Genomic DNA, 22371 nt, shown 5'->3' on the forward strand with positions numbered 1-22371 from the left:
CCTCCGGCCATCATTCATCGAGCTGGGCGAGAAAATCACCGAGTTCCATTTCGGCGTGCGAGTCTCCGACGTTCCGGGCGGCATGCAAGCCGGATTCGAGTACCGCGCGGGCATCCGCCGTTCGGCCCAATTCGGACAGAAGCTGGGCTTTCTGGAAGTACGCGGCTACGTAGTTTCGATCCAGCTCGATGACGCGGTCGAACTGGTGAAGGGCCGTGTCGGTTTCCCCATTCTTGAGCAGTTCCATGGCCAGGGCGAAGTTCAGAAAGACGTCCCCCGGTTCGGCCTGGAGCATTTTCTCGAGTTGATCACGTCTGGGCATCAGAATTTCCGAATCAAGAGAAGGAACCGCAACGTCGCAATGCCCGTCCAAAGCAACGGCGGTCAGCGGCCGCACTGTAGGAGGGGGCGGGCGGCGTGGTCAATGGGCGAATTTGATCGCCCAAATAACGCCGCATAGAATTGGGGCACTCGAGTACGTGATCGCCCAATGCACTGCATTCCCGCAGGGCGACGTGGAGTATCTTCCTTGAGCGAACAACCGACCTCTCCGAAGGAGACGATGGAGAAGCTGCTGGGCGGCATGGGCCAGCTCGGTGCTTCCGATCTTCACGTCAAAGTCCGCTACGCGCCTTATTACCGCATCGCCGGGCACCTGCGCAAGGTGGACATGGCGCCGCTGCCGGATACCCGCTTCGTCGAGGAGATGTTTCTCGAACTGGTACCCGAATCCCGTCGGGAGGAATTTGCCGCCGGTGACCTGGACTTTTCCACGCGCGGCCCGACAGGGGATCGTTTCCGGATCAATGTCTACCGCTCGATGGGCGAGCTGCATGCAGCGGTGCGCCGTGTGCAGAGCAACATTCCCTCGTTTGAAGACCTGCACCTGCCCAAGGTCTATTACGACACGATCACGAAGTGCTTCGAGGGGCTGATCCTGGTCAGCGGCGTGACCGGCTCGGGCAAGAGCAGCACGCTTGCGGCCATGCTCGAGTACATCAATCAGCATCGGGCGATGCACGTGATTACGGTGGAAGACCCGATCGAGTATGCCTTCACGCCGCGAAAGTCCATCATCGCCCAGCGCGAAATCGGCATTGACGTGCCCAACTACGAGGAAGCGATGCGCTTTGTCGTGCGGCAGGATCCGGACTGCATTCTGATCGGCGAGCTGCGAGACAAGAACACCATGCGCGCGGCGCTCCAGGCTGCGGAAACGGGACACCTCGTGCTGGGCTCGTTGCACGTTTCCGATGTGCAGCAGACGTTCGCCCGCATCCTGGAGTTCTTTCCCCGTGAAGAGCACCACTTCATCCGGTCTTCACTGGCCAACAGTCTCAAGGCGATCTTCTGCCAGCGCCTCCTTCCGGGTATCGACAAGGGAACGCGATTCCCGGCGACCGAGGTGCTGTTGAGCAACCCCATCGTGAAAGACAAGATCGTTCGTGAGGAAGACGGAGACCTGCCCGCCATCATCGCCCAGAGCGTGGACGACGGCATGCACAATTTCACGCTGTCGCTATGTGAACTCGTGGAAAAAGAGCTCGTCCATTACGACACGGCGATGGACTATGCCCCGAGCAGGGAATCGCTGGCTTCCGCAGTGAAGGGTATCAAGGCCGCCCACACCAGCCTGATTGGAAAGGTGCGTTCGCGGTCGACCTAGGCCGCTCTTATCCTCCGGTAAGCAAAGCCGACCAAAGCCAGCCCAGGTACGAGGAGTAACATCGTTGCGGGCTCCGGCACGACGGTCCGCGCACCCACCGGGCCGACCGCCGCCGGAGAGTTGCCGGCAGGGGCCGTTCGAGAGGTCAGCGAAGACGCCGCCGCGGCCGCCTCGGAGAGTTGGTTCGCCGCTCTATCGCTGAGGCTCTGAAAAACGGACGAGAGCGTCTGCCTTCCGGAGAGCGCTTCGAAGGGATTGGCGATTCCTGCCGCCTCGAAGAAGGGATCGGTCAGCACGCCGAGGACATCGAAGTAGATATTGCCCCGCGCGCGGATCGGACCCAGGTCAAAATCGCTCATGCTTCCCGCGTCCGTGAGTATGCCTTGCGCGGCCGTGTCCTGCCGAGACGACCAGGTCAGGTCGAGATCGTAGTAGCCGAGCTGGTTGATCGAAAAGTTGGCGTCGATCAGCAGGGATCCGGTGGTTGCGGAAGCCTGCGCGCCAACGTCGTTCGTGATGAGGTAGTCGATTGGCGAGGCAGGGAGCTGGCCATTGAGTGCGGTGCGGAAGGAGACGTCCAGGGTGCGGAGCCCGCGCGTGCCCGTGTTGACTTGAAGCGAGACAGGACCCTCGAGTGTGAATTTTCCGATGCCGTAGCTGATCGTGTTGCCCTGGAACTGGTTGTTGATCAGGAAATCGTACCCGCCACTCAGGCGATTGTGGCGGCCCGCGAGGCTGTAGTTGAAATAGCGAAGAACGCCGGCGGTTTCTCGAACCGCGCCGGCACGCGCGGGCGCGGTCGACCAGACGATTACCGCAAGTGCCGTGAGCCCGATGAATCTGTGAAATTTCATATCCAGTTGCTCCCGTGCCTCGGTTACCAGTGTATCGGCTGAGGCGCGTCCATCGCAAGAATGGCGCGGCTAAAGATCTGGGGAGACTCCAAGGTCGCGGTCCGGCGGCAGGATCGCACTCTGGAAACCAAAACGGGGCCGCGTCACACAATTAGCGATACTGCGTTATCGGACAAGCGGCTCCCGGGGGGAGCGATGAGCAGCGTTGTCGATTCTCCGGTTCCTGAAGGGATGTCGAAGCTTGTCGCGAGGTGTCGCCCGCATCGAGGCAGCTGAGCGCATGATCGTCACGCTCCTGTCACATTCGCGGGATGTGCCGACAGTTCGTGTTAGAGTAAGTCGTCTTCAAGATCGTGCTGATTTGCCGGAGTGTTTAACGAAACACCTGCGTATCACGTGATGTGTGAAGGGTTGACTCTTCTACCATCGGAGGGTGGTCTATGCATGAACTGCGCAGGCTGCCGAAGGGGCGCCGCAGCGTAGGGCAGTCGCCGTGACTTACGAAGGAGTCGAAGGTTCATGATCACCGCGCAAGTGGATGTGAAGCAGATCGGCGCTCAGGTGGCGGAGCGCAGCCAGCCGTTTCGGTTGCTCCTCGAACAGATGCATCGCGTGATCGTCGGTCAGGATCAGCTATTGCACCGCATGTTCGTTGGGTTGCTATCCAATGGTCATCTACTGATCGAGGGTGTGCCGGGCCTGGCGAAAACGACCGCAGTGGCGTGCCTGGCGCGCGGAATCCGGACGAGCTTCCAGCGATTGCAGTTCACTCCGGACCTTCTTCCGGCGGACCTGATCGGCACGATGATCTATCGCCCGAACGTGGGCGACTTCGTGGTGCAGAAGGGGCCGATCTTCGCGAATCTGATCCTCGCGGACGAGATCAACCGCGCTCCGGCGAAAGTGCAGTCGGCGCTGCTGGAGGCCATGCAGGAACGGCAGGTTACGATTGGGAAAGAGACGTTCACGCTCGACGAGCCTTTCCTGGTCCTGGCGACACAAAACCCCATCGAGCAGGAAGGAACGTATCCGCTTCCGGAGGCGCAGGTTGACCGCTTCATGATGAAGGTCGTGGTGAATTATCCGAACCGCGACGAAGAGCGGATGATTCTGGACCGCATGGCCACGACGGCGCCGGACCTGGACATCGAGCCGGTCATGGCCCCCTCCGACATCGCCGACGCCCGCGCCGTGGTGGACGAGATTTACATTGATGACAAGATCAAGGACTACGTGGTCGATCTCGTGCATGCGACGCGCGACCCGAAGTCATTCGGGCTTTCCATCAAGGATTGGATCCAGTTCGGGGCGTCGCCGCGGGCGACGCTGGCGCTGACGCTCGGTGCCAAGGCGACGGCGTTCCTGTCCGGTCGCGGGTACGTGACCCCGCAGGACGTCAAGACCGTGGCCATGGATGTCCTTCGCCACCGGGTCATTCTGACCTACGAGGCCGAAGCCGAAGAGAAGTCCTCGGACGACGTGGTCCGCACCATCCTGGAAAATGTTCCCGTCCCATGATTCCGCGCGAAGTTCTCAAGAAGGTGCGCCAGATTCAGATCCGCACCTCGCGGACGGTGAATGATGTATTGGCGGGGCGGTATCACTCGGCATTTCGAGGCCGGGGGATGGAGTTCGAGGAGGTCAGCCCATACCAGTACGGTGACGACGTGCGCCTCATCGACTGGAACGTCTCGGCGCGCTACGGCGAACCGTTCATCAAGAAATTCCGTGAAGAACGGGAGTTGACGGTCATGCTCGTGGTCGACGCGAGTCCCTCGGGACTTTTCGGCAGCGGGCGGCAATTCAAACTCGATGTGGCGGCGGAGCTGGGAGCCGTGCTGGCGTTCTCGGCCATTCGCAGCAACGACAAGGTGGGCCTGATCCTCTTTACCGACCGCGTTGAGCAGTACGTACCGGCGAAGAAGGGCACACGCCATGTGCTCCGCATCATCCGCGAGCTGCTCTATCACAAACCCCAGGGCCGTGGGACGGATATTGCCGAAGCGATGGCGTTTCTGAACAGGGTGACGGTACGGAAGTCGGTGTGCTTCCTGATCAGCGACTTCCTGGCAGGCGGATATGAGCAGACGTTGCGCGTCGCTGCCCGGCGCCATGATCTCATTCCATTGGTCATGAGCGATCCGCGGGAGTGGGAGCTTCCGAACGTCGGGCTGATTGAATTGGAGGATCCGGAGTCCGGGGAAGTCCTGCTGGCCGATACGTCGAGCCGGCGCGTTCGCGCTCGATTCGCGGAGCGCATGAGACGGCTCAGTGCTGCACGGGACACGATGTTTCGACGCATGGACACAACGGCCATTCCTATTCGTACGGATCAGCCTTATGTCGAACCACTCGTTCGGTTCTTCCGCGATCGAGAGCGACGCCGGTAGAGGTGGTGTGCAATGATGGTGCGGCCGCAACCACGTCAAATCAGCCGGCGCCCCAAGCCGAATTCAGGGCGTCTACCTGCCGATTGGCGGTTACGCATGGTCCTCGCGGCATGTTTCGCGGGTTCGCTGGCAATCATTGGTGGATGCGGTGGAAAGCAGCCGGCGGCTGAGAACGAATCGAAGCCGCTGGAACTCGCGGCGAAATCAACGGACGGCGCCGTGGAACTCCGCCTGACGGTTTCACCGGCCGAGCTGACGGCGGGACAGTCGGCAACCGTAACGGTCGAAGCTGTGGCCGACGCGCGGTATGTCGTGACGCTATCTGACTACGCCGTTGCGCTGGGGCAGAGCGAGCACGCCTACGATTGGCGGGTTACACGGCAGGAGCGGCAATCCAGTCTGCCGGTCGGAGAGGACCGGCTTGCGTGGCGACAAACGTACCAGATCGAATTCCTGCTGCCCGGCGAATACGAATTGCCCGCGGCCACGCTGTACTATGCGCCTCCGATCGGCAAGGGCGAGGAAGGTGAGTTGCAGACGCTGAAGACGGGGGCGGCCGATGTCACCGTGGTTGATGCCGGCGGCACGGCAACCGCCGAGGCTGAACTCCGCAAGATCCTCGTGCTCGACCCCGTGGAGCTACCCCCGCGATGGAGCCGGTGGTGGTGGCTTGGGCCGTTGCTGGCGATCGGTGCCGTTGCGATCAGCGGAGCGCTTATTTTCCTGCTCTCGCGATGGCTTCCGGCGCTGCGGCGGTGGCTGGAGGGCATGCGAACGCGCGTGACCGGCGTGGCCGCGCCCGCCGAGCCGGCTCCACCCGCGCACGTCTGGGCACGTCAGAGGCTGGCTGAGTTGCTCGCCCGCGATTACCTCACGCGCGAGATGTTCCGCGAATTTCACTACGAGCTCAGCGATATCGTCCGCGGGTATATCGAACGGCGGTTCCACGTCAGCGCTCCGGAAATGACCACGGAGGAGTTCCTTGCCGCGGCCGCAATGGACGGCCGCTTCGGAATGGAGCTTTCCGACGAGTTGGGACGGTTTCTCGAAGCGTGCGATCTGGTGAAATATGCCGCCTATCGCCCGGGTCGGGCGCAGGCCGAGGCACTGGTCTCTGCAGCGAATGAGTTTGTTGATCGTACAACGGCAGTCCAGCCAATTGCAGAAGGAAACGGCCGCGCTCCACACCGTGATATCGCGGCGGCGCGATGAGGCCAAAGACCGGATATGTGGTCGAGGGTGATTGAGTTTCTTCAGGATCGCTTCGCACCGGGACCGTTGTTCGCCTGGTTGTGCGTGGGGTTCCTCGTGGCTATCCCGCTGATCTGGCTGCGCGCCCGGTGGTTGCGTACGCGGGCGACGATGCGATACAGCGGAACGCCCTTCCTGCGCACGATTGGATCGACCTGGATCACCCGTCTGCGAAGCCTGCCGCTGCTCTTGAGGACTTTGGCAATCGTCGCATTGGTTGTCGCTCTCGCCCGCCCTCAGGCAGGAGGAGAGTATCGTGCCACGCGCGAGGGCATCGCGATCCAGATGGTGCTTGATGTGTCGGGCAGCATGGCTACGGAGGACTTCGTCATCGACCAGCGTCGCGTGCGGCGGCTCGACGCGGTCAAACGCGTATTCGAAGATTTTGTCCTGGGTCGAGGGCCTCTGCCCGGGCGCGAGAATGATCTCATCGGCATGACCACCTTCGCGATGTACGCCGACACGCGATGCCCGCTCACGCTCGACCACGGCAGCCTCATCGACTTGCTGCATGCCACGGAGATTCCCGGATGGGTGAACGGGCGACAGGTTCGGGACGACCCCGAGGCGGAGAACACGGCGCTGGGCGATGCAATTGTCAAGGCGACCGACGATCTCCGCCGTGCAGGAGAGCTGGCCGCCGCCGGCGTACCCGGCGCGGAACCGGCCAAGAGCCGCATCATGATTCTCCTGACGGACGGTCAGGACAACCCGGCCAAGCAATTCGCGGAGACATCGCCCGATCCGGTGGAGGCGGCGCGGGTCGCCGCGACGTTGGGCATTCGGATTTACACCATCGGGGCAGCGGGCAACGCTCCGCAGCGGCGCGGCCTGTTCATGCGTGCCGCCGAGGTTGACGAGGTAACGCTGCAACGAATCGCCGATGCGACGGGCGGCAAGTATTTCCGTGCCACCGATACGGAGTCGCTGGTGACCATCTACGACGAAATCGATCGGCTGGAACGCGTCCAGACCGGGGAGCGTGTGTACCAGGACGACGTATTCGCCGCGAACGTCGCCATGTTGACCGGGTTATCGCTGTTGCTGCTTGAATTGCTCCTGAGCCAAACGCGCTTTCGAAGACTGCCATGAAACGGACGGGACTCTATCCTTTTTGGACCTGGGTTTTCTGGGCGCTCGGGTTGCCGCTGCTGCTGATGGCGCTGGCCATTGTGGTCGTTGCGTCGACAGACCTGGGGAATGTGCCGTTCGATCATCCCGGTCTGTGGTGGCTGGGTGGCGCCGTTCCGCTTGGTTCTCTGCTCGTTCTTTTCGGGGTGTATCGGCGCGCCCGGGCCCTGAGGCGCTTCAGCCAGGCCGAGTTGGCGGAACTGCTTGCGGCACGGGTCAGCCCCGGACGCCAGGCCGTGCGGGCGGGTCTGTTTCTCACGGCCTTGCTGCTGTTGGTTGCGGCGATACTGGGGCCGCGTTGGGGAGAGTCCGTTGAGAAGCGCCAGGTACACGGGGTCGATATTGTTGTGGCGCTCGATCTGTCCCGCTCCATGCTCGCAGAAGATCTGAGTCCGAATCGCCTCGAATATGCACGACAGGCGATTCGTCAGCAATTGACGGAGCGTCCGATCTTTCGAAGGGCGAATCGACTGGCCCTGGTGGTCTTTGCCGGTACGGCGTCGCTGCGGATTCCGCTGACGACCGATCACCTGGCGTTTCGGGAGAAGCTCGAACAGGTTCGCTACGGGGACGTGCCTCGAGGTGGGACTGATATTACCACGGCGATCACGGCCGCGCAAGACCTGTTCCGTGCTTCGCCGCCGGAGGCGACGCGCGCCATTCTGCTGTTCACCGATGGAGAGGATCACGAGGGCGATGCGGTTGCCGCCGCCAAGGCCGCGTACGACGACGACGGCATTCGGGTATTCACCGTGGGTATTGGCGATCCGGCATCCGTCTCGGGGGCGCAAGTGCCGGCGCAGCCGGGAGCATCGTCCAAGCCCCTGTTGTACGACGGCCAGATCGTGTTCTCGAAACTCGACGTGGACGGTCTGCGCAGAATTGCTTCGGCGGGCGGGGGGGACTACGCACCCGTACAGGGGCTTTACCGACTGGTCAGCGAGATCGCCAACCTCTGGACCGCGCAACTTTCCACGGAGGAGCGCCGCATCCATCTCCCGCGGTACCAGTATTTCCTGTCAGCAGCCATGTTGCTCCTGGTGATCGAGGCGTTCATGGCCGACCATCGCCGGGGTCGTGCGCCTTTGCCCCGACGATCCTGGATGCAGGAGGGTACGGCATGACCCTTCGAATGGCTTTGATCAGCTTGATTCTGCCGGCTCTTGGAGCGGGCGCGGCGGTCGCTCAGCCGGGGCCTGCCGCCTCGCCGGGCAGCGTGTCGGTGCCATCGGGTCCTGAAGCAACGGGTTCAACAACTTCCGGCGGCGTTGGCGCACTGCCGCCCCCCGATGAACTGACTGCTCGGGAGGCCGTTCGCCAAGGCAACCAGTTGCTCAAGAAGGGCGAGGCCCCTCAGGCGCTCGAATACTACGATCGTGCCGGGGAATTGGAGCCAGATGCTCCGCAGGTGCCTTTCGTGAAAGGGCTGGGATATTACGCTGAGGGCGATTACGAAGACGCCAGGCAGCAATTTGAAACGGCCGCGGCGGGCAGCGACGCGGACGTGGCCCTCGATGCGCTGTACAGTCTGGGCACGACCTATCATGCAGAAGCCCTGGCGCCACAGGTCGACCCCAAGGCGGCGGTGGAGAAGCTAGAGGAGGCGATGCGGCGTTATCGCGCGGTTTTGAAGGATCGGCCGGACTTTGAGCCGGCGCGGGACGCGGATCGCAAGGCCGCGCAGCTCCGCCGGATGATCCGCGAACAGCTCCTTGAACAACCGCAGCAACAGCAGCAGAATTCCGATTCGCAGGAATCGGAGTCGCAGGAACAGCAGCAGCAGCAATCGGCGCAAAGCGATCAATCGCAAGAGAAGAAGCAGAAGGAGCAAGAGCAAGAACAGGGGCAGTCATCCGAGCAGGAGGAGCAGTCCGAGCAACAGCAGCAGTCGCAGCCCCAGGACTCCCAAGAGCAAAGTGAATCTCAGCAGCAGTCCGCATCGCGGGAGGAGCAGCAGGAAGAGCCCTCGCCGGAGTCGCAGCAGCAGTCAGAAGAATCGAGCGCGCAGCAGGATATGCCGCGGGAGTCGCAGGCCGCGAAGGCAACGGAGCAGGAGAAGTCGGAACAGGCTACCCGAGAGCAGGCGGAGCGACGGCTTCGTGAGATGATGCAGGCGCAGCGGGAGCGCCAGGAGCGCCGCCGACAGCCGCCGTCGCAGGTCCCGATTAGTCCGGTGGAGAAAGACTGGTGATCGGTCGCTGGTCGAGAGTTTTCGCGATTTGCGTCCTGACGGCGTTGGCGGGGGCGGCGACCGTTCGCGCACAGGAGGCGGGGGTTGAACTCCGTCTGGGCGCCACGACACTCGAGCCGGGCGAGGCCGTGGATGTGCAACTCATCTGCCGCAACACCGGGCAGCCCGATGCCGCCCCGAAAGCCAATGTCCCAGACGGACTACGCCTGGAATTGACCAATCCCACGCCTTCCGTGTTTCAGTCGATGAGCTTCGTGAACGGGCGACAGACATCGACAGTCACGTATACCTATGCGATGCGGCTGACGGCGCTGAAGGAGGGCACGTACGAGCTTGGTCCGGTGGAGGTCCAGGCCGGGGGCGCTTCTTACCAGTCGGATCGGGTACGCGTGGTGGTCCAGGCGTCGGAAAGCGATCCGGGAATGCGCGGTGATCGCTTCATGTTTGCGGACATTACGATCCACCCCAGGACTGTTTACATCTCCCAGACGGTGACAGCGTCCCTGACCATCGGCATGCGCAAGGTGGAAATCGGCGGGCGCACCTACCCGCTGGATCTGATTCGCAACGTGCTTTCCTTGCGCGAATCGCAGCTTGGTGTTTTCGCGGATGGCAGCTACACGAAATCGGAGACACGAATCCGCGATTCCCAAGGGCAACTCCGCCTCTACGAGATATTCCGGATTCGCAAGGAGATCACGGCCGACCGGGTCGGGGAGCTTCAGGTCGGACCGGTATTCCTCAAGGCCGACTATCCGACACAACTGTCGCGAGACTGGTTCGGGCGACTGGAAGTCGCTTCCAGTCAGCGTGAGACAGCCCGGGCCGATGCCGTGACCGTCACGGTGCTTGCGCCGCCGGATGAAGGGCGTCCGGATTCGTTCAACGGCGCCATCGGCGTGTACACGATGCAGGTCGACGCGAAGCCGACCCATGTGGAACTGGGCCAGCCCGTGACCCTCACGATCACAATCCAAGGGAACCCTCTGGAATCCGTTGCCGGTCCCGATCTGGCATCGCAGCCTGAACTCGCCAGCCGGTTCGACTTCACCGGCGACGAGCTCATCGGAGACATCGAATCCGGTCAGAAGGTCTTTCGCCGGGCGGTTTTTCCGAGGCAGGTGGGAGAGCAGACAATCCCGTCGATAACCTGGTCGTTCTTCAACCCGGATGCTCAAACCTACACGGTCCTGCAAAGCGATCCGATCCCGATTACGGTGGATCCTTCGACGGCATCGTCCGCAACAGCGCTTGCCCCGATGACCGTCCCCGCATCGCGGGATTCCGGATCGACGGAACTCAAGCCGCTCTCCGGCGGCATCGCTCCCAACTACGTCGATCCGGAAGAGCTTCTCGAAAGTAATGACGTCGCATGGACGCCCGTCTGGACGGGGAGCGTGATCATCCCGCCCGCGTTATGGATGGGTCTGGCGCTCGTCGTGAGAAGGCGTCGGCGCCTCGAAGCGGATGCGGGACTGGCCCGGCGGAAGCGAGCGCGGCGTGCGGCGATGCGCCGCATGCAGGCGGCTTTGCACAACGGCCATGCCGGTGAGCAACTCCAGAGACTGGCGGGTGCGCTGACCGGATTCGTGACCGATCGCCTGGATCTTCCGCCGGGCGAGGTTACGCCTGGAGATGTGCGCTGCGCGATGGTCGAACATGGCGTCGATCTGCAGCTGGTTGACGAAGTCAGTGGGTTTCTTGAGCTGTGCGACGCGGCGCGTTACGCGCCCGGACAGACCTCCACCAGTCCTTCCGACGCCGCCAAACGGGTTCGGACCTGGGTGGATCGAATCGAGCGAGCTACGGCATGATGCACGTTGGAACAATCGGGGACGTTCCGCGGAAGCTGGTTGCCGGGCTTCTGGTGAGCCTGCTTTGGGGTGGGTTCTCCTGCGCCGAACCCCAGCCGCTCGCGACCGCCTCGACGGATCTTCAAGCCATGCTCAACCGGGCCGTCACCGCGTTCGAACAAGCACAGGCAGAGCAGGATGACAACCCGGAGCGCGCTCGCCAGCTCTTCCGCTCCGCAGCGCAGGCATTCGAGGCCATCGTCGCTGCCGGGGTTCATAACGGGCGAATCGAATACAATCTCGGGAACGCCTATTTTCAGGCAGGGGACATCGGCCGGGCGATTCTCCATTACCGCCGTGCGCAGGAATACCGCCCTCGCGATCCGCTGATTATGGAGAATCTCCGCGAGGCGCAATCCCGCAGCCTGACCACGATCCGGCCCTCCTCGCGTTCAGCGATGCTGCACAGCATCTTCTTCTGGCACTACCAGACGAGCGCCGGCGAGCGCCTGATGGCGGGGGCGTTCTGCTGGGTCGGCCTCTGGTTCCTGCTGGCATTGCGCGTACTGGTGCCGTGGCGATGGACCGTGGTGGCGGCCGGGATCCTCGGATTCGTTTGCCTGGTAAGTCTGGGATCGGCCGCCGCGACACGCTGGGAAAATCGGCATGCCCCGGCAGGGGTCGTGCTCGATCACGACGTGACCGTATACAAGGGCCCAGGGAAGACCTACCAGCGCCAGTTTGAGCAGCCATTGCAGCCAGGTGTGGAGTTCACCGTGCGTGAGCGCCGTGCCGGCTGGTGGAACGTCGAGCTTGCGGACGGTAATCGTGGCTGGATCGAGTCCGAGCAGGCGGCCCTGGTCACGCCGGAGCAGGATACGGCCTCTCTTGCAATGAGCTCCCCGACGCCACTGCCTCGCCCCGAGCGGGAATAATGCCCCATCTGGTATGTTCTAAGGGTGGTATTCAGTAGAATCGCGATTGAGCGAGCAGCCTGCGGGAGCGTGAGCAGGGCGGTAATCACAGGTCGAGGGGGCGGGCATGACGGGACGGGTCGGCAAGGCGATCGCGATTCTCAGCCTGATTCTCCTGCCGCTGGCGGGCTCCCTCTGGTACCGAAGCCACACGCCCACCTGGTCGCGCTCGGATGTCACGCCGTACAAGTCGATGTGGGTCTACCTCAACAACGGCATCTGCACGATCGAGATTCTGGACATGCCCACGTCGATCGCGGGCAAGAGCGAGTTCGCTGCGCCACTGACACGCGATCCACGGCCGATCAAGGCCAGCATCCTGATGACGTCGCGGCGTCATGGGCCCTATCGAACGACATGGATCGTGTTCCCGCTCTGGCTCGTTACCGCGACGCTGGCGCTGTTGGGCTCGGTGCCGCTGGCCTACGGTCCCGTGCTGCGATTCATCCGCGTTCGGCGGGGATGCTGCATCGAATGTGGCTACAACCTGTACGGCAACCGCAGCGGACGTTGCTCGGAATGCGGAACACCGTTCGCCCGCCCGGGACGCCGGAGCGTGCGCCGCGCGGTCCACTGACGCCTCAGGCAGGGGTCCGCACGACCCGCAACTTGACGCCCGATCGTGCCATCCTATCCTTGCGCCCGACTGGAAGCGCCATCGTTCTGCGTTCATGGTTGAGAGGTAGTCATGAAAGATCTGCTGAAAAAACTGGGCATCGAGGATATCAATTCCGGCGGCTTCTGTGGCGAGTGGTGCGGAAGCGGCGATCGACTTGAGGTCGCTTCCCCGATTGACGGGTCAATTCTCGGGGGCGTTCGGCAATGCACGGCGGCCGATTTTGAGCGCATCGTCTCCCGGGCACATGAGGCCTTCTTGAAGTGGCGGACTGTCCCGGCCCCGGTTCGCGGTGAAACCATCCGCCGACTGGGAAACGCTCTTCGGGATGTCAAGAAGGAACTCGGCGCGTTGGTCACGTTGGAGATGGGCAAGATCCGGGCTGAGGGCGAAGGCGAAGTCCAGGAGATGATTGACATTTGCGATTTTGCCGTGGGGCTGTCGCGGCAGCTCTACGGGCTCACCATGCAATCCGAACGGCCTCTCCACCGCATGTTTGAGCAATGGCATCCGCTCGGCGTGGTGGGCGTGATCAGCGCATTCAATTTCCCCGTGGCGGTCTGGTCGTGGAACACGGCGCTGGCCGCGGTATGCGGCGATTCGGTCATCTGGAAACCGTCCTCGCAGACCCCTCTCACGGCCATCGCTTGTACGAAGATCGCGGAAAGCGTGTGCCGGGATACCGGTGCCGACCCGGCTTTGTTCTCGCTCACCATCGGTCCGGGCCGGTCGGTCGGAGAAATGCTTCTCAACGATCGCCGCATCCCGCTCGTCTCGGCCACGGGCAGTTGCAGCATGGGATATCGGGTCGGCGAGGTGGTCGGAAAGCGCCTCGGCCGGACGATTCTCGAACTTGGCGGCAACAACGCCATCATCGTCTCTTCCAAGGCCGACATGGACATGGCTGTGCGGGCGATTCTCTTCGGTGCCGTCGGAACCGCGGGGCAGCGCTGTACATCAACACGGCGTATCATTGTTCATGAGTCCGTGCGGGACGATCTGGTGAATCGCCTGGTCGCCGCCTACAAGCAGGTGCCGATCGGAAATCCGCTCGACGAAGGCACGCTGATGGGGCCGCTCATCAACAAGAAGGCGGTCGACGACATGATGAATGCTCTCGTTCGGCTCAAAGAAGAGGGCGGCGAGGTGCTCTACGGCGGCGAGGAACTCTCCGGCGACAAGTATCCCGGCGGATGCTACGTCACGCCCTGCATCGCCGCGGCAAAGAACGAGTTCAAGATCGTGCAGGAGGAGACTTTCGCCCCAATTCTGTACATCATTCCCTACCGCGACATTAACGAAGCCGTCGCATTGCACAACGGCGTTCCGCAGGGCTTAAGCTCGGCGATCTTCACCCGCGATCTGCTGGAGGCGGAGCGTTTCCTCAGCGCGGCCGGCAGCGACTGCGGCATCGCCAACGTCAACATCGGCACAAGCGGCGCGGAAATCGGCGGGGCGTTCGGCGGCGAAAAGGAAACGGGCGGCGGACGCGAGAGCGGCTCCGATTCCTGGAAGGCCTACATGCGCCGCCAGACAAACACGATCAATTACTCCGCAGAGCTGCCCCTGGCGCAGGGCATCAAGTTTGGAGATTGAGCCAGCGATGCGAGCCGGGGGCTTCGACCGGCGCGGACTCTCGAGCCCCGGTGCAGCGAACAGAGAGGATTCAAAAGGCATGAGTTCCTCGGGCGAGATCATCCAAGGCGACTGCATCAAGGGAATGGCCGACCTCGAAGAGGGTAGCGTCGATCTCGTCTTTGCCGATCCGCCGTTCAACATCGGGTACAAGTACGACGTCTACGACGATCGCCGCGCGGCCGAGGAATACCTCGACTGGTCGCGGCAGTGGATCGAAGGTGTCAAGCGCGTACTCAAGCCCAATGGCACGTTCTGGCTGGCCATCGGCGACGAATTCGCAGCCGAGCTCAAGGTGCTTTGCACCCGCGACTTGGGCCTTCATTGCCGAAGCTGGGTCGTGTGGTTCTATACCTTCGGCGTGCACTGCAAGACCAAGTTCACCCGCAGCCACGCCCACCTGTTTCACTTCGTGAAGGATCGCAAGAAGTTCACCTTCAACGCCAAGGACGTGCGCGTGCCGTCGGCGCGGGAGCTGGTTTACGGCGACAAGCGGGCCGTGGAGGGCGGCCGCAGCCCCGACGACACCTGGATGATGGCCCCGGTGCTCCCGCCGGAGGTGCCCACCAAGGATGGCTTTGTGCTCCGCCCGCAGGACATCCCCGAGCGCTTCCCGCCGGAAAGCGACACCTGGTACTTTTCCCGGGTGGCAGGCACGTTTAACGAGCGCCGCGGCTGGCACGGCTGCCAGATGCCCGAGCAGCTCCTCGGCCGGATCATCCGGGCGTGCTCGAACGAGGGGGATCTGGTGCTCGATCCGTTTGTGGGAAGTGGTACGACGTTGGCGGTTGCCAAGAAGCTCAACCGGAGGTACGCCGGATTCGAAATATCGCAGTCGTACGCCAAGCTGGCTCGAGCCCGGCTTGCTCAAATCAAGCCCGGCGATGCCCTGAAGGGGCCGGCCAATCCCGTGGAAAGCGCCCCAAAAACCAAGAACGGGCGGCGACTCAAACGCGTCGGATAGTTACCGTCGCGATAACCTGACGACAACTTCTGGCAAACAGGATGCTGGTGGGCGAGAGGGATGCCGGCTTAAGATTGCGGCGGTAGATCATCATGCGTCTTCTCTCCGTCGAAACCTTCAAGCTCGGGCTGCACAACCTGCGGCTGCACAAGCTGCGCTCGTTTCTTACCTCGTTGGGCATCATTTTCGGTGTGGCCGCGGTGATCTGCATGTTGTCGATCAGCGAGGGGGCGTCGGCCGACGAACTCCGCATGCTCGAGCTGCTCGGTACGAAGAACATCATTGTCAACTCGGTCAAGCCGCCGCAGACCCGCGAGGTTGCCCAGGGCAACACCAACCTCGTCGAATATGGGATTACCACGGCCGATCTGGACATCATCGAGGCAACGGTTCCCCACGTGGCTGCCGTCGTGCCTCTCAAGACCGTTTCGTACCGCGTCCGTCGCGGAGAGCGGCAGGCCCCGATCGACGTCGTGGGCACCACGCCGGAGTTTTTCGGCACCATCAACGTCTCGGTGAACCGCGGACGGGCGATTACCGACGAGGACATGCTCGAGAAGAAGAATGTCTGTGTCATCGGGGAAGAGATCGCCCGAGAGCTTTTCCCCTTCAGCGATCCTCTGGGCGAGACGATCCTGGCCGATCAGTTTCCGTCGGCCGTGCCGTTCGTCGTCGTGGGCGTGTTGAATTCAGTCCTCACCGCGGGAACTCCCGCCAAGGGCGTGGAGGATCGCAACCTCAACCGGGATGTCCTTGTTCCGCTCACGACCGCCCGCGCCCAGTTCAGCGACACGACTCGGCGGGTCGGTTCCGGTTCCCGCGAATTCATCAAGATGCAGTTTTCCGGTGTGTATGTGGCGGCGGACAAGATCGAACATGTATTGCCCGTTTCGCGGATGGTCCAGCGCGTATTCGAACATGCCCACGACAAAGCCGACTACGAGATCAAGGTTCCCCTGGAACGTCTGGAGCAGGCCAAGCGGAAGAAACGGAACAATCAGATCGTCCTCGGGTTCATCGCCGGGATCTCCCTGCTGGTGGGTGGCATCGGCATCATGAACATCATGCTGGCCACAGTGACGGAGCGGACGCGCGAGATTGGGATCCGCCGGGCGCTGGGCGCCAAGCAACGCGACATTACGGTCCAGTTCCTCGTGGAGACGGTCGTACTGTCCACCGGGGGCGGATTGCTGGGCGTTGCGTTGGGCGTGGGCGGCTCACACATCGTCTCCGGCATTGCCGGCTGGCAGACGATCGTCAGTGGGTGGTCGGTGGCGGTAAGCTTCAGCCTTTCGGTGCTGGTGGGAATTTTGTTCGGCATGTATCCGGCAATGTCGGCCGCGCGCCTCGATCCGATCGAAGCGCTTCGCCATGAGTAATTCCGCCCGGTTTTCCCCAATCTACTTCGATTGCCTGGTCCGACCGGACACTTGGTGTGATAAAGTCAATCTTGGCTTGAGCAGAACGCAGAATGCTCAATTCTGCGTTGTCCGGCGCGGTCAAGAGCGGTTCAGTTGTTCATCGGGCCGGTTTGTGGTATACTTCGTTTGCAGTTGGTTCCCCCGCCCAAGTTGAATCCCCTGTAACAGGCTGGTTTCGCAGCCGAGCGAACGGTCCGGCGCTGGACGATTCGTCCTGCGTTGTAAGAAGTTGTGCGCCCGATGCGCCACCGGACAGTGACGCGCATCGTATTATTACGGGTCGATGCCGTTGGAGACGCGCATTCGACCGGGCGTCTGCGTCAAAGAAACGAACAGGAAGGAGGGAAATCATGGGCACGGCAACTAAAGAAATCGCGGTGATGAACGCACCGGCGACCCTGCCCAACGTACAGCCGCCATCGGAAGCGGTCATCCGATCCCTCTCGGACGACGATCAGGTTCTGCTGACGAAGATCCTGACCGAGCCTGCGGAATTCGTGGACCATCCCGATTTCCACAAGCCCGGCAGCGAGCAGCGTCTGTTCGGCGGTCCGGCGAAGTTCTTTGATCGCACGTCGACGCGGTTCGTTGAGTACGAGGACGAGATTGTCGACTCGTTGAAGACGGGCGAGCGTGTGCCGGCCTTGCCGCAGCAGGCCGAGCAGCATCTGTTCATGCGTTTCAACTATGCGAGGATGAAGCTGACGGAGATCCTCCTGGATAACGCGGGGCAGACCTTGTCACGATCCGCACTGCGTCTGGCTTTGGCGTGGGGACGGCGGGTCATTTCCGCCCGGGGAGCGATTGTCCGACAGAACATGCCGCTGGTGCTGGCGATGGCCAAGCGCACGCGACTGGCCAATATCGATTTCAACGAGCTGGTCAGCGAAGGCAACATGGCCCTGCTCCGCAGCGTCGAGAAGTTCGACTGCTCTCGGGGGTTCAAGTTCAGCACGTATTCGTGTCGGGCGATCCTAAAGAGCTTTTCGCGGGTCGCCATCCGGGCCAGTCGTTACCGGGGCACGTTTCCGACGGAATTCGACCCGGCCATGGAGCGCAGCGATTTCGTCGATCGCCGTCGCGACGATGTCGAGGTCGATTGTGTCGACGAGCTCAAAGAAATCCTGATCAGCAATCTCGCCGGCCTGAGTGAAGTGGAGCGCACGGTCATCGACGAGCGCTTCGCGATCGGTCGGGCGGACAATGGTCTGTCGCGAACGCCGAAAACGCTGGAGCAGGTGGGTAACATCATCGGCGTCACCAAGGAACGCGTCCGGCAGATTCAGAACAACGCCCTGAAGAAAATCCGCCACGCGCTCGAGGACCGTTATCTGGCGGCCTAGCCGGCCTGCGGTCCCCGGTAGCGTGGTGACAGGTGGAAGGGGAGCGACTTCATTGTCGCTCCCTTTTTTTCTGACCTGAGGGTTCGCCATTGGCGAGCCGCCGCTCCAGCGCTTCAAGTCGACGCAACTGCTCCACGAACGGACGGCGAAGCGGCGTTACCCAGGCTTCCGCGATGGACATGTCGACGGCCCTTTCGGCCAGCACCGATCCGCCGGAGGGGGCCAGGACGCGGCGAATACGTCGCAGGCACCGCGCGTGCATGATGCTCAGAATCGCGAGGTAAACGCCGGCAACGACCCCGAACCCCGCCAGCAAATGAGTGGCGCTCAGAGCGGAGACGACGCGATACAGGCCTCGTGTCGTGTGCCACGCACCCTCCTCGCCGGCGATTTCCAGAAGCCCCGCCGCGACCGGCTGAATGATCGGAAACCACAGCAGGATGAAGAGGAGCCCCAGTCTGCCGAAGAGGTTCCCTCGCTTCCGGCGAGAACCGACCTGTTCGAGGAGCTCTTCTTCCAATGTCGTCGCCGATCGATCCAGTGCGTCCACGAGGCTGCCGGCCAATGACTCTGCCTGGGGGATCTCGTCGCCCAAACCGAGCCGTTCGATGACGGCGTTATGCTCGGCCAGGACCCCGCTTCGCAGCATGTCGGCTCGCATTCGGATTCTTGTTACGACCGTCTCGTCGTTTTGCAGGGACTGGGTCGTGGACGGACCTGAGGACGGAGCCAGTTGCCGCCCGACGGTGCGCGAGAGCCACCCGAGCGGCCAATACACCAGGCGGAGCAGCGGCCAGCGATCGACCTGTTGCTCCAGAAGTTCGTCGGCCAGTTGTGTATCGCGGCGAAATCGCGATGCCGTCCGGACCACGAGGGATTCGTACAGGTCGCCCGCCAAGGATTGCTCCACGGCGCTCTGCCAGTACTGCCCATCCGTCGCCGCGCGAAGCCGCTCCAGCGTTTCGTCCACGTCGAAGTGGCGCCTCATGCGATCGCACCAGACCGCGTGTTCCTGGCTACGGTTGCTCTCCTTGAGTTGGCGCACGCGAAGCTCGTCAAGGGGGGAAAGAACGGCGCTGCGGAGCCGGTCAAGGTTCGCCTCGGCGCGAGCGGCGATCCCCTCGACCATGGCGCGATCACCGTTGAATTTCTCCCACGTCGGATCACCCCACCGCTGGGCGATGCGCCCCGCAAAGCAGCGGGCATCGGGGCAGACGGCGGCCACAAGGAAGAGCCGTTCGTCGGGGACGGGCTCCACGACGTTCTGGAGCGTCTCCCGGAACCATTGTCGCTGCGATTCCCAGAAGGCGGCGGCGGAATCGCGTGCTGTCGGGTTCGTGGAGGCTGCTGCGGGAAAGGCGTCCGCCAGGAGCTCGTCGGTCTTGTTTAGTACGTGCAGCACATTGGCGGGGTCTTTGACAGAATCCCGGAACATGCTCACCCAGGCGCGATCGCCGATCTTTCGCGGCGTCTGTACCCAGATGACCCGGTCGAGCGCGGGGACGATTCGTCGAACCACGGTGAGGTGATCCAGGAAGTCGCTGTCGAAGTCGGGAAGGTCAACCAGGACCAGATCGCGGATTTCGTCGGCGGTGTGTGGTGCTACCTCAAGATCGCTCGCGATGCCCGAAAGGCGATTTCGAACCGCCACCTCACGCTCCCGGTGCACGTATGCCAGCGGCCGGTGGGTTCCTCGGCCGACCTCCTGGCGATCGACCGCGATGCGTTCCCGGGCTAGTGCGTTGATCAGCGTGGACTTGCCGACATCCTTTCCCCCCATCACCCCACATATGACGAGTTCATCCTGGAGATTGCGATCGGCGCCAAGTTCCAGCGATAATGGCTCTGTCTTGAATAGGCGCGCGAACTCCCGGTTCAGCCCTGCCAAGGGAGATTGCGATAGTGACGGGAGCGTTCCGCTAGTCATGCCCCGAAGCTCCGATGCGCTGTACCGATTCGAGCGCGGCGTGGAGGGGGTCGCCTTCCGCCAGGACCATTGACTCAGCCAATACAAGAACCTGGTCTTTTCGATCGGCGATTTCGGCGGCAATCAAGCGCTGAATGGCCTCGGCCGCCGTACGAACGGCGTTCAACTCGGTGCTGCCGACAAGCTTCTCCTGGACGACGGAAGCGAGCCGTCCCAACGGCCGGCCCAAGAGAAAGCCCGCGCCACTGGCGGCGGCCAGGTGTCCCAGCGCTCCCGCGACAGCCCCCTTGGCCGCGGCGAGGGAAAGGACGGCAAGCGGTCCAGGCACGGCAATCAGGACGGCTGCCAGCCCGATCGCGCCCACGCCCAGTGCGCCCTGGAGATTGGCTCCGACATTGCTGCATTCCTTGTCGACTTTCTGCGTCCAAGTGGCGACGGCGCGATCGAATTCGGTGGCGGCTTCGCGGAGACGATCGGCATGGTCTCCGGCACTCTCAAATTCAAGTGGAGGCGGCTCCGTGCCGCTCCATCGGCGGATTTCGCTCCAGAACGATGAGGACGCGTGGACGCGGCGCAATTCTGTTTCGACCCTTCGAAGCACTTCGCCGGCGTGATTCGCGGCGAGTTCGGCCCGGGAACGATGGGACGGTTGAGGCGGGCGATCGGGCCCACGCGTTGTAGTCCAGAGGGAGCCAATTCCGGGCAGTGCGGCAAGCGCCGAACGCAGCCTGCGACCCTGATCGCCGAGCCAGGCCGACGCCTGGCGGACGCGCAAGACACGTGCAACGACATCGAATTGCGTGCGTTCCTCGGGCGTCAGGAGGGCCGTCAGTGTGTCCCATTGCGAGGGCGTTGTTCGGGCGACGGCTCCTTCCACCGCCTCTCGCATCTGTGTCAGACGATGTCGGCGCTCGTCATTCTGGTTGAGCACGTGCTCCGCGGCGCGGGCAATCTGCGTGAGCAGGGAACTCCGGCGGGAGTCGAGAGATCCCCTCAGCCAAGTACGGACGCCATCGAGCACATCGGGGGGAAATCGGCAGAAACCGCGCCCCCGGCGAAACTCCAGAACCACCATGTCGTCGGCCCCAAGTCTTTCGGCCCGTTCGCGGAGGGCGTTGGTATCCTCCGCCCCCATCGATTCCTCTCGGGAGCGGTTGAACAGAACCAGACGTCGCTGGCCGAATTGTGCGGATGCATCACGAAGCGGACCGAATGCCTGGCGATCGAACCAGCGTTCATGGTCGATGACGACCAGCAACTGGTCGAACCAAGGAAGCAGGCTCAGCGTAAGGTCGCCTTCCCGGCGGGCCGCGTCTGACGTGAAATCAGGCGTATCCAGCAGGAGTACCCCTCTGAGATCGCTCACGCTGTGGCGGACAACAGTGACTGTGTCCGGACTCCCCGCAACGTCCCCGTCCAGCCCGGCCGTAGCTTGCCCAAGCTCCGGAAACAGCCGACGTTCGGTGAGCAAATGAGTCAGCTGCTCGAGATCGTCGTCGTGCACAGCGAGGATCAGGCCGAATGTCGTGTGCCCACGCGCCGCAATTCGGCTCGCGAGGTGGCCGTCGAGCAGGTTGTTGAAAATCGTGCTCTTGCCCGATGACGCGCCGCCCACCAGCGCCACGACACGCGGAAGCGCCGTCGAGGAGTCCTCCAGCAGGATCCGGTGAACGGCCTGCACGATGGGCTCAGGCCAATCGAATCGCCGCTCGGTGCGGAGTGTCCCACCAGCCGAAGAGAGCAAACGAAGCTCGTCCCCGGGAAGAGGATGGAGACGCGAGGTTGTGTCGGTTCGTTTCACTTTTCCTTCCGAGGGCAATGCAGGCGGTTCGTTTCAGCCCCGCCGCGGCTCGGGCATCAGGGTCGCGGCGTTACTTTAGCCTCATCTTCTTCGGACTTCTCGGGTTGATGCCATGCCGCGAGCCTGTCGATAATCGAAACGTCGATTTCCGCAAGATCCACGCAAGTTGATGGTGCGGGAGGACACGACTAAAATCCGGCGGGAAACGCGCCGGGAAGCAATTTTATCGGGGCTGCAGCCGTTTTGTCGCGTAGGTCGGGTCTGGCGGGACGGGCGCGCTGATCAGGGCGGGCATTTTCTGCCGCAGTTCCTGCCGGGTTGCCGGCCCCATAAACCTCGGTTGAAGGGGCGAATTATACGATGAACGGGGTGGGACCCGCGAGGTCCCGGTTGATCAAGGACCCCGAGGGAGAA

The 22371-nt window shown here is 62.6% G+C and carries 18 protein-coding genes; 14 read left to right on the top strand and 4 right to left on the bottom strand.

The window, feature by feature from the left end; all coding sequences use genetic code 11:
- Nucleotides 1-10: 10 nt before the first annotated feature.
- Entirely contained in the window at nt 11-322 is a 312-nt protein-coding gene (locus J5J06_16525; GenBank protein MCO6438700.1) for a tetratricopeptide repeat protein, read from the bottom strand.
- Between the two features lie 207 nt (nt 323-529).
- Here J5J06_16525 and J5J06_16530 point away from each other — a divergent pair, with 207 nt between their 5' ends.
- Nucleotides 530-1666 carry a PilT/PilU family type 4a pilus ATPase gene (locus J5J06_16530; GenBank protein ID MCO6438701.1) on the top strand — a complete coding sequence of 379 codons (1137 nt, stop codon included), beginning with the start codon at nt 530-532 and terminating at the stop codon, nt 1664-1666.
- Here J5J06_16530 and J5J06_16535 read toward each other — a convergent pair.
- On the bottom strand, nt 1663-2520 hold the full coding sequence (locus J5J06_16535) for a PEP-CTERM sorting domain-containing protein (protein MCO6438702.1): 858 nt from the start codon (nt 2518-2520) through the stop codon (nt 1663-1665). The genes J5J06_16530 and J5J06_16535 overlap by 4 nt on opposite strands.
- A 519-nt stretch (nt 2521-3039) precedes the next feature.
- On the opposite strand from J5J06_16535, the gene J5J06_16540 reads away from it, so the two are divergent.
- From J5J06_16540 to J5J06_16600, 13 genes are all read left to right on the top strand, one after another.
- Nucleotides 3040-4038: a MoxR family ATPase gene (locus tag J5J06_16540; GenBank protein MCO6438703.1), complete on the top strand. Its 999-nt coding sequence runs from the start codon at nt 3040-3042 to the stop codon at nt 4036-4038.
- Nucleotides 4035-4910: a DUF58 domain-containing protein gene (locus J5J06_16545; GenBank protein MCO6438704.1), complete on the top strand. Its 876-nt coding sequence runs from the start codon at nt 4035-4037 to the stop codon at nt 4908-4910. The genes J5J06_16540 and J5J06_16545 overlap by 4 nt, the downstream gene beginning before the upstream one ends.
- Before the next feature lie 96 nt (nt 4911-5006).
- The gene (locus J5J06_16550) at nt 5007-6122 is read left to right on the top strand and encodes a hypothetical protein (GenBank protein ID MCO6438705.1); all 1116 of its coding nucleotides are present in this window, start codon (nt 5007-5009) and stop codon (nt 6120-6122) included.
- A gap of 27 nt (nt 6123-6149) precedes the next feature.
- The gene (locus J5J06_16555) at nt 6150-7253 is read left to right on the top strand and encodes a VWA domain-containing protein (protein MCO6438706.1); all 1104 of its coding nucleotides are present in this window, start codon (nt 6150-6152) and stop codon (nt 7251-7253) included.
- The gene (locus J5J06_16560; GenBank protein ID MCO6438707.1) at nt 7250-8416 is read left to right on the top strand and encodes a VWA domain-containing protein; all 1167 of its coding nucleotides are present in this window, start codon (nt 7250-7252) and stop codon (nt 8414-8416) included. Before J5J06_16555 ends, J5J06_16560 begins: the two co-directional genes overlap by 4 nt.
- Complete coding sequence (locus tag J5J06_16565) at nt 8413-9483, top strand: hypothetical protein (protein MCO6438708.1); 1071 nt, start codon at nt 8413-8415, stop codon at nt 9481-9483. Before J5J06_16560 ends, J5J06_16565 begins: the two co-directional genes overlap by 4 nt.
- A complete protein-coding gene (locus tag J5J06_16570) occupies nt 9480-11297 on the top strand; it encodes a BatD family protein (protein MCO6438709.1) in 1818 nt (605 codons plus the stop codon). The genes J5J06_16565 and J5J06_16570 overlap by 4 nt, the downstream gene beginning before the upstream one ends.
- A complete protein-coding gene (locus tag J5J06_16575) occupies nt 11294-12211 on the top strand; it encodes a hypothetical protein (protein MCO6438710.1) in 918 nt (305 codons plus the stop codon). The genes J5J06_16570 and J5J06_16575 overlap by 4 nt, the downstream gene beginning before the upstream one ends.
- A gap of 106 nt (nt 12212-12317) precedes the next feature.
- Nucleotides 12318-12827, top strand: coding sequence for a hypothetical protein (locus J5J06_16580; GenBank protein MCO6438711.1), 510 nt, complete (start codon nt 12318-12320; stop codon nt 12825-12827).
- Nucleotides 12828-12938: 111 nt separating this feature from the next.
- Nucleotides 12939-14462 carry an aldehyde dehydrogenase family protein gene (locus J5J06_16585; protein ID MCO6438712.1) on the top strand — a complete coding sequence of 508 codons (1524 nt, stop codon included), beginning with the start codon at nt 12939-12941 and terminating at the stop codon, nt 14460-14462.
- 79 nt (nt 14463-14541) lie between these two features.
- Nucleotides 14542-15465 (top strand): site-specific DNA-methyltransferase, encoded by a 924-nt coding sequence (locus tag J5J06_16590; GenBank protein ID MCO6438713.1) that lies wholly within the window; start codon nt 14542-14544, stop codon nt 15463-15465.
- A gap of 92 nt (nt 15466-15557) precedes the next feature.
- Nucleotides 15558-16844: an ABC transporter permease gene (locus tag J5J06_16595; protein MCO6438714.1), complete on the top strand. Its 1287-nt coding sequence runs from the start codon at nt 15558-15560 to the stop codon at nt 16842-16844.
- Nucleotides 16845-17236: 392 nt separating this feature from the next.
- Nucleotides 17237-18229: a sigma-70 family RNA polymerase sigma factor gene (locus J5J06_16600; protein ID MCO6438715.1), complete on the top strand. Its 993-nt coding sequence runs from the start codon at nt 17237-17239 to the stop codon at nt 18227-18229.
- A 49-nt stretch (nt 18230-18278) separates the two neighbouring features.
- Here the strand turns inward: J5J06_16600 and J5J06_16605 are convergent, their stop codons facing one another.
- Nucleotides 18279-20156: a GTPase domain-containing protein gene (locus J5J06_16605; protein MCO6438716.1), complete on the bottom strand. Its 1878-nt coding sequence runs from the start codon at nt 20154-20156 to the stop codon at nt 18279-18281.
- Nucleotides 20149-21957, bottom strand: a complete 1809-nt coding sequence (locus tag J5J06_16610) for a GTPase domain-containing protein (GenBank protein MCO6438717.1) — start codon at nt 21955-21957, stop codon at nt 20149-20151. The genes J5J06_16605 and J5J06_16610 overlap by 8 nt, the downstream gene beginning before the upstream one ends.
- Between the last annotated feature and the right edge of the window lie 414 nt (nt 21958-22371).

The sequence above is a fragment of the Phycisphaerae bacterium genome (assembly GCA_024102815.1).
Taxonomy (GTDB): domain Bacteria; phylum Planctomycetota; class Phycisphaerae; order UBA1845; family UBA1845; genus JAGFJJ01.